The 14,250-nt window shown below is 62.9% G+C and carries 14 protein-coding genes; 8 read left to right on the forward strand and 6 right to left on the reverse strand.

The annotated features are described in order from the left end of the window. The first annotated feature begins 34 nt into the window (after positions 1-34). The 4 genes from AC07VG_RS20660 to AC07VG_RS20675 all read left to right on the forward strand — a co-directional run bounded on the left by AC07VG_RS20660 (position 35) and on the right by AC07VG_RS20675 (position 3,769). Positions 35-733, forward strand: coding sequence for a CoA transferase subunit A (locus tag AC07VG_RS20660; RefSeq protein WP_121139145.1), 699 nt, complete (start codon positions 35-37; stop codon positions 731-733). Positions 734-770: 37 nt separating this feature from the next. Then, positions 771-1,430 (forward strand): CoA transferase subunit B, encoded by a 660-nt coding sequence (locus AC07VG_RS20665; protein WP_100943506.1) that lies wholly within the window; start codon positions 771-773, stop codon positions 1,428-1,430. Between the two features lie 14 nt (positions 1,431-1,444). Next, positions 1,445-2,623, forward strand: coding sequence for an acetyl-CoA C-acetyltransferase (locus AC07VG_RS20670; protein WP_495021779.1), 1,179 nt, complete (start codon positions 1,445-1,447; stop codon positions 2,621-2,623). Between the two features lie 387 nt (positions 2,624-3,010). Further along, on the forward strand, positions 3,011-3,769 hold the full coding sequence (locus AC07VG_RS20675; protein WP_495021780.1) for a DJ-1/PfpI family protein: 759 nt from the start codon (positions 3,011-3,013) through the stop codon (positions 3,767-3,769). Between the two features lie 338 nt (positions 3,770-4,107). On the opposite strand, the gene AC07VG_RS20680 is transcribed toward AC07VG_RS20675, so the two are convergent. Continuing rightward, positions 4,108-5,142 carry an ABC transporter substrate-binding protein gene (locus tag AC07VG_RS20680; protein WP_495001975.1) on the reverse strand — a complete coding sequence of 345 codons (1,035 nt, stop codon included), beginning with the start codon at positions 5,140-5,142 and terminating at the stop codon, positions 4,108-4,110. Positions 5,143-5,280: 138 nt separating this feature from the next. Then, entirely contained in the window at positions 5,281-6,054 is a 774-nt protein-coding gene (locus tag AC07VG_RS20685; RefSeq protein WP_495001976.1) for a class II aldolase/adducin family protein, read from the reverse strand. Positions 6,055-6,228: 174 nt separating this feature from the next. Here AC07VG_RS20685 and AC07VG_RS20690 point away from each other — a divergent pair, with 174 nt between their 5' ends. Next, positions 6,229-7,644: an aminotransferase-like domain-containing protein gene (locus tag AC07VG_RS20690; RefSeq protein ID WP_495021781.1), complete on the forward strand. Its 1,416-nt coding sequence runs from the start codon at positions 6,229-6,231 to the stop codon at positions 7,642-7,644. Between the two features lie 102 nt (positions 7,645-7,746). Here the strand turns inward: AC07VG_RS20690 and AC07VG_RS20695 are convergent, their stop codons facing one another. Continuing rightward, complete coding sequence (locus AC07VG_RS20695; protein WP_495001978.1) at positions 7,747-8,145, reverse strand: carboxymuconolactone decarboxylase family protein; 399 nt, start codon at positions 8,143-8,145, stop codon at positions 7,747-7,749. A 71-nt stretch (positions 8,146-8,216) separates the two neighbouring features. After that, on the reverse strand, positions 8,217-9,227 hold the full coding sequence (locus AC07VG_RS20700; protein WP_495021782.1) for an AraC family transcriptional regulator: 1,011 nt from the start codon (positions 9,225-9,227) through the stop codon (positions 8,217-8,219). Between the two features lie 160 nt (positions 9,228-9,387). Between AC07VG_RS20700 and AC07VG_RS20705 the strand changes: the two genes are divergently transcribed. From AC07VG_RS20705 to AC07VG_RS20715, 3 genes are read left to right on the forward strand one after another with little or no spacing between them, the layout of a single operon-like run. After that, the gene (locus tag AC07VG_RS20705; RefSeq protein ID WP_495001980.1) at positions 9,388-10,569 is read left to right on the forward strand and encodes an acetyl-CoA C-acyltransferase family protein; all 1,182 of its coding nucleotides are present in this window, start codon (positions 9,388-9,390) and stop codon (positions 10,567-10,569) included. Between the two features lie 12 nt (positions 10,570-10,581). After that, positions 10,582-11,436, forward strand: a complete 855-nt coding sequence (locus AC07VG_RS20710; protein WP_495001981.1) for a 3-hydroxybutyryl-CoA dehydrogenase — start codon at positions 10,582-10,584, stop codon at positions 11,434-11,436. Positions 11,437-11,441: 5 nt separating this feature from the next. Continuing rightward, complete coding sequence (locus AC07VG_RS20715) at positions 11,442-12,068, forward strand: TetR/AcrR family transcriptional regulator (protein ID WP_495001982.1); 627 nt, start codon at positions 11,442-11,444, stop codon at positions 12,066-12,068. Positions 12,069-12,176: 108 nt separating this feature from the next. On the opposite strand, the gene AC07VG_RS20720 is transcribed toward AC07VG_RS20715, so the two are convergent. Then, the gene (locus AC07VG_RS20720; RefSeq protein WP_495001983.1) at positions 12,177-12,527 is read right to left on the reverse strand and encodes a hypothetical protein; all 351 of its coding nucleotides are present in this window, start codon (positions 12,525-12,527) and stop codon (positions 12,177-12,179) included. 81 nt (positions 12,528-12,608) lie between these two features. Beyond that, positions 12,609-14,219 (reverse strand): GMC family oxidoreductase, encoded by a 1,611-nt coding sequence (locus AC07VG_RS20725; RefSeq protein ID WP_495021783.1) that lies wholly within the window; start codon positions 14,217-14,219, stop codon positions 12,609-12,611. Between the last annotated feature and the right edge of the window lie 31 nt (positions 14,220-14,250).

The following is a 14,250-nucleotide window of genomic DNA, read 5'->3' on the forward strand; positions in this document are numbered from 1 at the left end:
GGCGAGTCCGACAAACAACAAGAGGATGGTGCATATGGCAGGTTTCGATAAACGCGTGTCTTCCTATGAAGAAGCCCTGGCCGGGCTCGAGGATGGCATGACGGTCCTGAGTGGCGGCTTCGGCCTGTGCGGTATCCCCGAGAACCTGATCGCCGAGATCAAGCGCAAGGGCACCCGCGACCTGACCGTGGTCTCCAACAACTGCGGCGTTGACGGTTTCGGCCTCGGCGTACTGCTGGAAGACCGGCAGATCCGCAAGGTGGTCGCCTCCTATGTTGGCGAAAACGCCCTCTTCGAAAAACAGCTGCTCAGCGGTGAAATCGAGGTGGTGCTGACCCCGCAAGGCACCCTGGCCGAGAAAATGCGCGCCGGCGGCGCCGGTATCCCGGCCTTCTTCACCGCCACCGGGGTCGGCACCCCGGTCGCCGACGGCAAGGAAACCCGTGAGTTCAACGGCCGTCCGTACCTGATGGAAGAGTCCATCACCGGTGATTTCGCCATCGTCAAAGGCTGGAAAGCCGACCACTTCGGCAACGTCATCTACCGCCACACCGCCCAGAACTTCAACCCGCTGGCCGCCACCGCCGGCAAGATCACCGTGGTCGAAGTCGAGGAAATCGTCGAACCCGGCGAGCTGGACCCGGCGCAGATCCACACCCCTGGCATCTACGTCGACCGGGTCATCTGCGGCACGTTCGAGAAACGCATCGAACAGCGCACCGTGCGCAAGTGACCACCAGCCTATCCCTCGACTAACGGAGAACAAGAACATGGCACTTTCCCGCGAACAAATGGCCCAGCGCGTGGCCCGCGAAATGCAGGACGGCTACTACGTGAACCTGGGCATCGGTATTCCGACCCTGGTCGCCAACTACATCCCCGCCGGCATGGAAGTCATGCTGCAATCGGAAAACGGCCTGCTCGGCATGGGCGCCTTTCCTACCGATGACGAAGTCGATGCCGACATGATCAACGCTGGCAAACAGACAGTTACCGCCCGTATCGGCGCGTCGATCTTTTCCTCCGCCGAGTCCTTCGCGATGATTCGCGGCGGCCATATCGACCTCACCGTGCTCGGCGCCTTTGAAGTCGACGTAGAGGGCAACATTGCCTCCTGGATGATCCCCGGCAAATTGGTCAAGGGCATGGGCGGCGCCATGGACCTGGTGGCCGGCGCGGATAACATCATCGTCACCATGACCCATGCGTCCAAGGATGGCGAGTCGAAACTGCTGTCACGTTGCAGCCTGCCGCTGACCGGCGCGCGCTGTATCAAGCGTGTGTTGACCGACCTGGCCTACCTGGAAATCGAAAACGGCGCGTTCATTCTCAAGGAGCGCGCGCCTGGCGTCAGCGTCGAAGAGATTGTCAGCAAGACCGCGGGTAAACTGATCGTTCCCGACCACGTGCCTGAAATGCAGTTTTCCTGATGAGGAATGAAGCGATGCAAGATGTAGTGATTGTGGCCGCCACTCGCACGGCGGTAGGCAGTTTCCAGGGTTCGCTGGCGAACATCTCCGCCGTGGACCTGGGCGCCGCGGTGATCCGTCAGTTGCTGGCACAGACCGGCCTGGACGGCGCGCAGGTTGATGAAGTGATCATGGGCCAGGTGCTCACCGCCGGTGCCGGGCAGAACCCCGCGCGCCAGGCCGCGATCAAGGCCGGCCTGCCCCACGCGGTACCGGCCATGACCCTGAACAAGGTCTGCGGCTCGGGCCTCAAGGCCCTGCACCTGGCGACCCAGGCGATTCGCTGCGGCGATGCCGAGGTGATCATCGCCGGTGGCCAGGAGAACATGAGCCTGTCCAACTACGTGATGCCTGGCGCCCGTACCGGCCTGCGCATGGGCCACGCCCAGATCGTCGACACCATGATCAGCGACGGCCTGTGGGATGCGTTCAACGATTACCACATGGGCATCACCGCCGAGAACCTGGCGACCAAGTACGCTATCAGCCGTGAAGCGCAGGATGCTTTCGCCGCCGCGTCCCAGCAGAAAGCCTTCGCGGCGATTGAAGCCGGGCGTTTCGTCGATGAGATCACCCCGATCCTGATTCCCCAGCGCAAGGGCGACCCGCTGGCCTTCGCCACCGACGAGCAACCACGCGCCGGGACCACCGCCGAGTCGCTGGGCAAGCTCAAGCCGGCGTTCAAGAAAGACGGCACGGTCACCGCCGGTAACGCCTCGTCGCTGAACGACGGTGCCGCCGCGGTGATCCTGATGAGTGCCGCCAAGGCCAAGGCCCTTGGCCTGCCGGTGCTGGCGAAGATCGCCGCCTATGCCAACGCGGGTGTTGACCCGGCAATCATGGGTATCGGTCCGGTCAGTGCCACCCGTCGTTGCCTGGACAAGGCCGGCTGGTCCCTTGACCAGTTGGACCTGATCGAAGCCAACGAAGCCTTTGCCGCCCAGGCGTTGTCGGTGGGCAAGGAGCTGGGTTGGGACGCGGCCAAGGTCAACGTCAATGGCGGTGCGATTGCCCTGGGTCACCCGATTGGTGCTTCGGGTTGCCGGGTGCTGGTGACGCTGTTGCATGAAATGCTCAAGCGCGATGCGAAAAAAGGCCTGGCGACCTTGTGCATCGGTGGCGGGCAAGGCGTGGCGCTGGCGATCGAGCGCTAGTTCCCGACGGGCCTCGACAGGGCGAACAATACCCGCCCTACGACGGGCCCCGATCCTGTAGATACCGGCTTGCTGGTGATCCAGGCGACGCGGTTTGGCAGGACACCGCGTCGATAGCATCGCCAGCAAGCTGGCTCCCACAGTAGCCTGCGTCAAACACAAAATTTGCGTATGACAACAATCCTGTGGGAGCTGACTTGCCAGCGATGAGGCCAGCAAGTCTTGCATAGATGTCCGACCGCCATCGCCGGCAAGCCGGCTCCTACAGGTCGGCGTACGCTGTTGCTGTGCTATCGCCTACAGGTTTCATGGCGTTATCCGGCACGGCCAGGTAACGATCCTGCTGCTATCCTCGATCTCTACCCCGTAGAAATCGAGCCCACCTGCATGATCCTTATCCTGCTCCCCCACTCCGACTACGACCCCACCGAAAGCAGCGTGCCCTGGCAGGCCATGCGCCGGGCCGGGATCGAGGTGCGCTTTGCCACCCCGCTGGGTGCCCCGGCCTACGCCGATCCGCGTCTGGTGGAGCATGGCTTCGGCCTGCTGAATCCCATGCTGATGACCCGCGACAGCGATCTGCAAAGCTACAACACGATGATCGCTGACGAGTCTTTCCGTCAGCCGCTGGCCTACGCCGATGTCGACCCCGTGCAGTTCGAAGGTCTGTTCGTGCCAGGCGGACATGCCGAGGGCATGCGCAGCCTGCTGGAGTCGGACGTGGCCCAGCGCATCGTCCTGCACTTCTTCAAGTCCGGCAAACCGATCGCCTCGGTGTGCCATGGCCCGTTGCTGCTGGCCCGTACCCTCGACCCCGACAGCGGCCGCTCGGTGCTCCACGGACGCAAGGTCACCGCATTGCTGTCCACCACCATGGAACTGGCCGCCTGGCTGATCACCGCACCGTGGCTCGGGCGTTACTACCGAACCTATCCGCAAACCGTCGAGTCCGAGATCAAGGCCGCGCTGGCCAGTCCAAAAGACTTTTCCCAGGGCCCACCGGCGCTGCTACGCGATTCCGCCGCCAAGCCGGGCCGCGGCTTCGTGGTGCGTGACGGCAACCTGCTGACCGCGCGCTGGCCGGGAGATTGCCATCGTCTATCTGCTGAATGGATCAAGCTGCTAAGACCCGCGCAGGCCGCGTAGGAGCGCCAACCGGCTGGGCCACACGGCCTGCCGCCGTGAAGCAAAGCTGAAGGCCAGGGCGCGGCCAGTGACGACGTTGTCCGAGGTGGTGTTGTTAATGCTGTACTGGACAGCGGAATGCCGGCCTGGCTGATGCGTTTGAGCGCTGCTTTGGGCCGCCAGGAACACTGCGCTAGCCCTCGAAAACACCTCAAAACCTGTGGGAGCCGGCTTGCCGGCGATAGCGATGTCACGTTCATCACCGCCATCGCTGGCAAGCCAGCGCCTACAGGTAAGGTGTTCCAGCGCAGAATATCGTCAACCCCAGACACCGGCATACAGCTCTGAGAAACCCGATCTCAGTGGGTCTTCGCCACCCAGGCATTGAACCGCTGCTCCAGCTCTTCGCCATGATCGACCCAGAAGCCATTGTCCATCGGCATTGCCTGGGCCAGGTTATCCGGCGCGGTATTCAGCCGGGCCGCCAATGCTGGGGCGAGCAACGGCTGGATCTTCAGGTTGGTCGAGCCGTAGCCGAGTTTCTCCGTATGCAACTTCTGGTTCTCCGGCTGCAGGGAAAAACCGATAAACCGCTCCGCCAGCGCCTTGTTCGGACTGCCCTTGGGAATCGCCCAGGCATCAATCGCATAAATGCTGCCATTCCATACCAGCTTCACGTTCGCCCCCGACTCCTGGGCCGAGAACACCCGACCGTTGAACGCCGTGCTCATCACCACATCGCCGCTGGCGAGGAACTGCATCGGCTGGGCGCCCGCCTCCCACCACTGCAGACTGCCCTTGATCTGGTCCAGCTTGCGGAACGCCCGGTCCACCCCGGCCGGCGTGGCCAGTACCTTGTAGACATCGGCCAGCGGCACGCCGTCCGCCATCAGGGCGATTTCCAGGGTGTACTTGGCCCCCTTGCGCAGGCTGCGTTTGCCCGGGTACTTGTTGACGTCCCAGAAATCGCCCCAACCAGTGGGCGCCACACTCAACTTGTCAGCGTTGTAGGCCATGGCCATGGACCAGACCAGCAACCCCGCGCCACACTCGGACAAGGTTCCCGGAACAAAGTCCGCCGGTTTGCCGATGGCACTCATGTCCAGGTGTTCGAACAGCCCTTCCTCACAGCCACGAATCAATTCCGGCCCCTCAACCTGCACCACATCCCAGTTGACGCTGTGGGTATCGACCATCGCCTTGATCCGCCCCATTTCGCCGTTGTACTCCCCCGCCACCACCTTGCTGCCGGAGGCCTTCTCGAACGGTTTGTAGAACGCTTGCGTTTGCACATCCTTGCTCACGCCGCCAAAGGAAATCACGGTGATCTCACTGGCCATGGCGGTCGACGCCACCAGGGTCAGGGCCAGTGCGCCGATTGCTTTGTTCTTCATGTCTACCTCTAGGATTATTGGTTTTGGCAGAGTGGGCTTTCGTAGCGTTGTTGAAGCATGCCTTGCAGGGCGTGCGATGGGGACTTTGCCCCGTTGGCCTGGCTGCTCGGGCCAGTCGCACGGTCGAACGCTGTTGCTTCAGGTGCGGTAGTCGCGTGGATCGCCGGCAATCAAGCGCAAGGCCGAGGCCCAGGCCAGCTTCGGATGATCCTCGTCCAGCTCGTTGTCGGACTGCTGCGCGGTCAACTCGCAGACCGCCGGGGACGGGAAGCGCAGTTGCCGTCCGCCGGCCATCGCCTGGACCTGGGCCTGACAGGCACGCTCAAGGAAATAGATCTGGTTGAACGCCTCGGCCACCGAACGCCCCACCGCCAGCAAGCCGTGGTTCCGAAGAATCATCGCGTTGTGACAACCCAGGTCACGAACCAGCCGCGCACGCTCATCGGGGTTCAGGGCAATGCCTTCATAGTCGTGGTAGGCCAGGCGCCGATAGAACTTCAGCGCATGTTGGCTGATGGGCAACAGCCCCTCTTCCTGGGCCGCTACCGCGATACCCGCCGAAGTGTGGGTGTGCACCACGCAGGCAACATCGGTGCGAGCGGCATGGATCGCCGAGTGGATGATAAAGCCCGCGCGGTTGACGTTGTGCTCGCCCGGCCGCGCATCCACCACCGCACCGTCATGGTCGATCTTGACCAGGTCCGAAGCGCACATTTCATGGAACAGCACGCCATAGCGATTGATCAGGAAGTGCCCCTCTTCGCCGGGGACCCGCAGCGAGATATGGGTGTCGATCAGGTCGGTCATGCGAAAGTGCGCGATCAGTCGGTAGAGCGCGGCCAGTTCGCAACGGGCCTCCCACTCATCGGTGGAAATCCGGTTGCGATCAATCGGCAAGTGGCTGTCGTACATAGGGCATCCTGGTTCGTGGTATGTTTTGGCCAACAACAGTGATCGGCGATGAACCGATCTTGCAGCACCGGTCTACCGGCGACCATGCACAGAACAGGCGACGTGCACGCAGCACTGTGATGGTCTTTTTACCAGTACACCTGCCGCTCACCCCCTGCCTGGATGAACGTTCCCATGATGTTCCTCGACCCCGGATCGCAGGCCCCGCTGGTCAGCCAGATCGTCACCGGCATCAGCCAGGCGATCAAGGATCAGCGCCTGCGCCCCGGCAGCAAGCTGCCGTCGATCCGCAAGTTCTCGCAAACCCACAAGGTCAGTCACTTCACCGCCGTCGAGGCCTACGACCGGCTGGTCGCCCTGGGCTATCTGACACCGGTGCGCAATGCCGGTTTTTATGTGCGCGACCTCGCGGGCGCGCTCAGCAGCGAACCCCAGCCACCGCTGGCCGACGACGACAACGAGTTCGATTTCGACGCCTATCTGCTGTTGCAAAAGGTCTTCCAGGGCATGGACATGGACCTGCGTCCGGGCATCGGCCTGCTACCCGAATCCTGGTCCGACCGCGACGGCCTGCAACGCAGTCTGCGAGCCTTGGCCCGCAGTGAACCGGACGGTTTCTGCGGCTACGGCAACGCCAAGGGCAACCCGAAACTGCGCGCCCGCCTTGCAGAAAAGCTCGCCGATACACGGATCGCCGCCCATCCGGAACAGATCCTGCTCACCAGCGGTGGCAGTCACGCCCTGGACCTGATGGTGCGCTACCTGGTGCAACGCGGCGACACGGTGCTGGTGGACGAGCCGGGTTATCACAACCTGTTTCTCAACCTGCGCTTGCAGGGCGCGCGGTTGATCGGTGTGCCGCGAACCCGCGACGGTATCGACCTGCTGGCCCTGGAGGCGCTGCTGCAACTGCACAAGCCCAAGGTGTTCTTCACCAACACCCGCCTGCAATGCCCGACGGGTACCAGCCTGTCCCTGGCCGTGGCCCATCGCCTGTTGCAACTGGCGGAGAAACACGACTTCCTGATTGTCGAAAACGATATCTACGCCGACCTCGACCCCAGCGGCCAGCAGGCCCTGGCCGGCATGGACCAGCTGTCGCGGGTGGTCTATATCGGCAGTTTTTCCAAGACCATAGCGCCGGCCTTGCGGGTCGGGTTTATTGCCGCCCATGCGGAACTGATCGAAGAGCTGGTGCCACTCAAGCTGGTCAGTGGCCTGACCTCATCGCAAGTGGCCGAGGAACTGGTATTGGATGTGCTGCTGCAAGGCCGGCATCGCAAGCACGTCAAGCAGTTGCAGGAGCAGTTGGCCCAGGCGCACGAATCGGTGGCCCTGCGGCTGGAAGGCGTGGGTATGGAGCTCTTTGCCGAACCCCGCGCCGGCCTGTTTCTCTGGGCGCGACACCCGGCGCGGGAGGACTCGACGACACTGGCGATGCAGGCCCGGGAAGAACGCATCCTGCTCGCACCGGGCCAGTTGTTCATGCCCGATGCGCGAGTGGTGCCCTGGTTGCGCTTCAACGTGGCGCACTCGGAGGATGAGCGGATCTATCGGTTTCTCGAACGCGGCACAACGGCCCACGCCTGACCCTCGTGGGAGCCGGCTTGCCGGCGATAGCGTCCTTACGGGCCCCATCGCCAGCAAGCTGGCTCCCACAGGATGCTGACAAGCCTTCCTTGGGTGGCAGCCTCAGTCCAGCTTGAAGGCCTCATCCAGCGGAATGCGATAACCGTTGGCCAGGCGATTGGTTTCGTTGGCCATGCCGACCACCGCCTGCAACTCGCCGAACATCTCGTCGCTCATGCCCGCCTTGCGCGCGGCGGCGGTGTGGGAGGCGATGCAGTACGGGCAGTTATTGGTGACGCTGACCGCGACGTAGATCAGTTCCTTGGTCAGCGGGTCCAGCGCACCGGGGGCCATGATCTCCTTGAGGCTCTCCCAGGTCCGGCGCAAGGTCGGCGGATGCGCGGCCAGGCATTTCCAGAAGTTGTTGACCTGCTCGACCTTACGGGTGTGCATGATGTCGTCGTAGACGGCGCGAACTTCCGGGTTGGCGTCTTCGTATTCGGTCAGATGCTGGGACGGCATGAACGGCTCCTCGGGTTGATGAACGGCGATGATGGAAGCAAAGGTTATAGCTGAATCCGTCAGCGCTGTGCTTATCCCTGTGACCCACGCAAACGAAAACTCCCAGGGCTCTCTCCCGTCCACTGCTTGAACGCGCGATGGAAGGCGCTGGGCTCGCGAAAGCCGACTTCCTGGGCGATATCGGCAATGCTCATGCTGGTGCTGCGCAGCCGCTCGAAGGCGATGGCCCGACGCACCTCGTCCTTGATTTCCTGATAGGAAAAGCCCTCGCGCTGCAACGCCCGGCGCAGGCTGGCCTGGTGGATATCGAACTCCAGCGCCAGTTGCTCCAGGGTCGGCCAATGGTCATAGCCACAGGCACGCAAACGCTGGTGGACCCGGGCGCTGAAACCCTCGCGATTACGGAAGCGGATAAACACCGACTGCGGCGCATCCCGCAGAAAGGTGTAGAGCGACTTGCGGTCCTGCAACACCGGCAAGCGCAGGTATTCGCGCTCGAATTCGATCTCGGTCACCGTCGCGTCGAATTCCACATAGGCGCCCCACAGCAGGTGTTCATCACCATGGGCCGGACGGGCATGGGCGAAACGGGCACGGCTGATGGGAATACGTCGCCCGGCCAGCCAGCACATCAAGCCGACGATCAGGATCAGGAAGGTTTCGGTGATCACCGCTTGCAGATAAGGGTCCGCGGTCTCGGTACGCATCACCACGACCACCCGCTTGCCACGAACCTGCACCTGGGCATCGATATCGCGCAGGAACAGCGCGAAATATTCCAGCGACAGGCCCAGGGCCTTGCCCACGGTCGGCGCCTGGATCAGCCCCCGGCAGATCAGGGCAAAGCTGCCAATGGGCATGCCATGGGAGTCGAAACCGAAGAACTCGTCACCCAGCTCGCGAATCACCGTCAACCAGAGTTGCGCCAGCAGCTTCGGCGCGACCCGCTCGCCCAGTTCATCCAGGGATCGCTCGGCAAAGCCCGCCGCCTGCAACAGCTCGGCAATGCGCTGCGGCCGGTCGCGAAAGCGCACCAGCAAGGCCTTGATGAAATAGGACGACACCGAATGTTTTTCTTTCATGAATCCCAAGCTGCGTATGGCAAAAAATCACAGGTTTACTGAGCAGTTTCGGCATAGGCCGAGTGGATGGCCACGTCCTAGACTTGCAGTACAGGAGGCACTGCCTGCATCCCTACAAGGATCAAGCAGGCTGATCCCCACAATAATCAGGACTGCTCCCATGTCAAAGCCCGAAGTGTATATCGTCAGCGCCGCCCGTACTGCCATTGGTACTTTCGGCGGCGCGCTGAAAGACGTTCCCTTGAGCGAACTGGCCACCACCGCCGTCAAGGCTGCCCTGCAACGCAGCGACGTGGACCCGGCGCGGGTCGGCCATGTGGTGATGGGCAACGTGATCCCCACCGACACCCAGGACGCCTACCTGTCCCGGGTCGCAGCCATCAATGCCGGCATTCCCAAGGAAACCCCGGCCTACAACGTCAACCGCCTCTGCGGTTCGGGCTTGCAGGCGATTGTCTCGGCGGCACAGACCCTGTTGCTCGGCGACGCTGACATCGCCATTGGTGCCGGCGCCGAATCCATGAGCCGCGGCCCCTACCTGCTGCCCTCGGCCCGTTGGGGCGCGCGCATGGGTAATGTCCAGGCCATCGACTACATGCTGGGTATTCTCCATGACCCGTTCCACGGCATCCATATGGGCATCACCGCCGAGAACATCGCCGAGCGCAATGGCATCACCCGGCAGATGCAGGACGCTCTCGCCCTGGAAGAACAACAGCGCGCCAGCCGCGCTATCGAGGAAGGCCGTTTCACTTCGCAGATCGTCCCGGTGGAGGTCCGCAGCCGCAAGGGCCCGCAACTGTTCAGCGTCGACGAGCACCCACGTGCCACCTCGCTGGAACAGCTTGGACAAATGCGCACCGCCTTCAAGAAGGACGGTACCGTCACCGCCGGCAACGCTTCGGGCCTGAATGACGGCGCCGCCGCCCTGCTACTGGCCACCGGTGCGGCGTTGCAGAGCGACGGCCTGAAACCCCTGGCCCGCCTGGTGGCCTACGCCCATGCCGGGCTCGAACCGGAATTGATGGGCCTGGGTCCGATCCCGGCCACGCGCCTGGCGCTCAAGCGCGCCGGCCTGACGGTGGCCGATCTGGACGTGATCGAAGCCAACGTTGCCTTCGCCGCCCAGGCCTGCGCCGTCAGCCAGGAGCTGGACTTCGATCCGGCCAAGGTCAACCCCAACGGCTCCGGCATTGCCCTGGGCCACCCGGTGGGCGCCACCGGCGCGATCATCGCCACCAAGCTGATTCACGAACTGCATCGCACCGGCGGCCGCTACGGCCTGGCAACCATGTGCATCGGCGGCGGGCAAGGCATCGCCGTTATCTTCGAACGGGTTTAAGGACAACAGAACATGAGCATTCAACGTATCGCCGTGATCGGCGCCGGCATCATGGGCAACGGAATTGCCCAGGTCTGTGCGGTGGCGGGCCTTGACGTGTCGCTGATCGACGTCTCGCAGCAGGCGCTGGACAAAGGCCTGGCGACCCTGACCGGCAACCTCGACCGGCAAGTGCGCAAAGCGGTGCTTTCAGACGACGACAAGCAGGCCGCCCTCGGCCGCATCAGCCTGAGCACCGACTACGCCGTGCTGGCCCAGGCCGAACTGGTGATCGAGGCGGCGACGGAAAACCTCGAACTGAAAAAGCGCATTCTCAAACAGGTCGCCGAAGTGGCCAGCGCCGAGTGCATTATCGCCACCAACACCTCGTCGCTGTCGATCACCGAACTGGCCGCCGCCATCGACAAGCCTGGACGTTTTATCGGCCTGCACTTCTTCAACCCGGTGCCGATGATGGGCCTGCTGGAAGTCATCCGTGGCCTGCAGACCAGCGATGCCAGCCATGCCCAGGCCATGGCCCTGGCCGAGCGGATCGGCAAGACCGCGGTCACCGCCCGCAACCGCCCGGGCTTCGTGGTCAACCGCATCCTCTGCCCGATGATCAACGAAGCCATCTTCGTACTCCAGGAGGACCTGGCCAGCGCCGAGGATATCGACGCCGGCATGCAGTTGGGCTGCAACCAGCCGATCGGCCCGCTGGCCCTGGCCGACCTGATCGGCCTGGACACCCTGCTGGCGATCATGGAAAGCCTGCACTCGGGCTTCGACGAACCCAAGTACCGGCCGGCGCAGTTGCTCAAGGAAATGGTGGCCGCCGGTTATCTGGGCCGTAAAAGCGGTCGCGGCTTCCATACCTACGAGCGCTGATCGCCATGCCCCGCAGCGCCCTCGCCGCCGTGCCTGAAGCCGAGCTTCAGGCCAGGACCTCGCGCCATCTGCAAACCCGCGAAAAGGCCGTGGCGCTGTTTGCCCGGCGCGGGTTCGCCCAAGTCGGCCTGCGCGAACTGGCCGGGCACCTGGGCATCCAGGCGGGCTCGATCTACAACCATATCGAGAGCAAGCAGGCCTTGCTCTTCGAACTGATCGAGAGCCTGCATCTGGAGCTGTTGGGGATTGTCACGCAGCCAGTGCGTAGCGCACGGTCGGCGGAGAAGCGCCTGAACGAGCTGATCGCCGCGCACCTGGACCTGCATCGTGCCAAGGGGGATTTCTTCCGGGTCGCCGAGCATGAGTTCCATTGCCTGGAAGCGGCGCAGCAGGCGGCAATTCTGGTCCTGCGCAGGCGTTATGAAACTCATCTGGTCAAGTTGCTGGGCCCCTTGGGCCTGTCAACCGACACCACCCTGGCCCTGACCACCGTGCGCACCTTTCTCTGCCTGCTGAACAACCTGCCGGCCTGGACCGAGGAAGCCGGGCTGGATGCGGCAGCTTACCAGGCGTTGATGCACAATATCGCGCTGGGGGCAGTCAAGGGCGCGCTGAGCAAACCGCCTTTGTAGGAGCCAGCTTGCTGGCGATGAGGCCGCTAAGACTTGCATCGACTATTCGGCCGCCATCGCCAGCAAGCTGGCTCCTACAGGGGTTGTGGTGTTTTCAAGACCAGGGCGTTACAGGCAGGTGGCCACCGCTGCCAGCCTTCTCGCGCCAATCGGCTTGCTGTTGGTGGCGTAGTAGTCGACCACGGTGTTCGTACCTTCGTGACGGACATCGGCAAAAAACTCCGAACCCCGGGTATAGACGGTCGAGCCGCCCTTGTAGCCGGGCTGCAGATAGGCCGCTGCGTCCACGCCGAATACCGCCTCTTCCTGCCAGGAGAACTGGATGCACTCGGCAACGACATTCTCGGCCTTGCTCGACGTGAAGCTCTTGGTCGGCCCGGTGGTGCGGGTCTGGTTCATGGCCGGCCCCATGCAGCCCGCCAATGCCACTACCGCCAATGCCCCGATTAACATCCGCATGACCGTTCCCCGCCGAAAAAAAGAAGCGACTTTAGCATTGTGACGGCTCAATACGAATCACTACTCGTGCAAGGCAGTCGTTCAGGCCTCCTCGAGAATCAGATCAGCCCCCTTCTCCGCCACCATCAGCACCGCCGCGTGGGTATTGCCCGAAGTCACATTGGGGAAGATCGACGCATCGACAATCCGCAACCCCTTCATCCCATGCACCTTCAGGCGCTTGTCGACCACCGACACCTGCGGGTCCGCCCCCATCGCGCAAGAACCGCACAGGTGATAGATCGAGCCGCTGTTCTCGCGGAAATACTCCAGCATCGCCGCGTCGTCGTTCACTGCCTTGCCCGGCAACACTTCATCGACAGTAATCGCCCGCAACGCTGGCGCCTGCATGATTTTGCGAATCAGCCGACTGCCCTGCAACACTTCGTCGATGTCCTTCTCGGTGCTCAGGTAGTTCGGGTCGATCAGCGCCGCATCCGCCGGATTCTTCGAGGCGATCCGCACGCTGCCGCGACTGGTCGGCCGGCACGGATTGAAGCACAGCAGGAAGCCCGAATACGGCTCCGGCTTGAGGCTGGCCTTGTTGTTCTTCGGAATCTGGTACGACAAGGGGTTGAAGTACATCTGCAGGTTCGGATGCGCCTGCTCTTCATTGCCACGGAAGAACCCGCCGGCCTGGTTGACGCTCATGGCCAGCGCGCCCTTGCGGGTCAGCAGGTATTGCAGGCCCAGCTTGAGCTGGCCGAACAGCGAGCTCAGCTCATCGTTCAAGGTCGGGATATTGGCCTTGTAGTAGTAGCTCACGCACAGGTGGTCCTGCAGGTTCTGCCCCACCGCGGGCAGGTGCTTGACCACCGGCACCCGATGCTCGCTCAACAGTGTCTGGTCGCCGACCCCGGACAGTTGCAGGATCTTCGGCGTGTCCACCGCACCGGCACACAGGATCACTTCCTTGTTGGCCTTGAACGAACGCGCCACGCCGTGCTGGCTGATGGAAATGCCGATGGCCCGCAGGTCGTTGTCGAACAATACCCGGTCCACCAGCGCATGGTGCTCCACGGTGAGGTTCGGTCGGCTCAGGGCCGGATGCAGGTGGGCGAAGCTGCTGGAGCTGCGCTGGCCGTTGCGGGTGTTGACGTCATAGATCCCCGCGCCTTCGAACTTCGGTCCGTTGAAGTCGTCGCTGCGCTGATAACCCAGCTGCTCACAGCCGTCGAGAAACACATCGCAGATCGGGTGCGTATGCCCCTGCATCGGCGTGATGCTGATCGGCCCGCTGCCGCCGTGATACTCGGTATCGCCCAGCGGGTGATTTTCCAGTTTGCGGAAATACGGCAGCACGTCCTTGAACCCCCAGCCGTCATTGCCGTTGGCCGCCCAGTCATCGAAATCATGGGCCTGGCCACGCACGTAGACCATGGCGTTGATCGAGCCCGAACCGCCCTGGACCTTGCCCCGGGGTGCATAGATTTCCCGGTTATGCAGTTGCTTCTGCGGCTGGCTGTAGTACATCCAGTTGAAGGTCGGGTTGTAATACATCTTGGCGAAACCGACCGGGATCTTGAACCAGAACGAGGCGTCCTTGCCGCCCGCTTCCAGCAACAGGACCGTGTATTTCCCCGAAGCCGACAAGCGGTTGGCGAGGATGCAACCGGCGGCGCCCGCGCCGGCGATGATGTAGTCGTATGTCATGCAGGTTACCGCTGATTCGTTGAAAACGCCG

The organism is Pseudomonas sp. GW821-FHT03C07 (assembly GCF_059420925.1).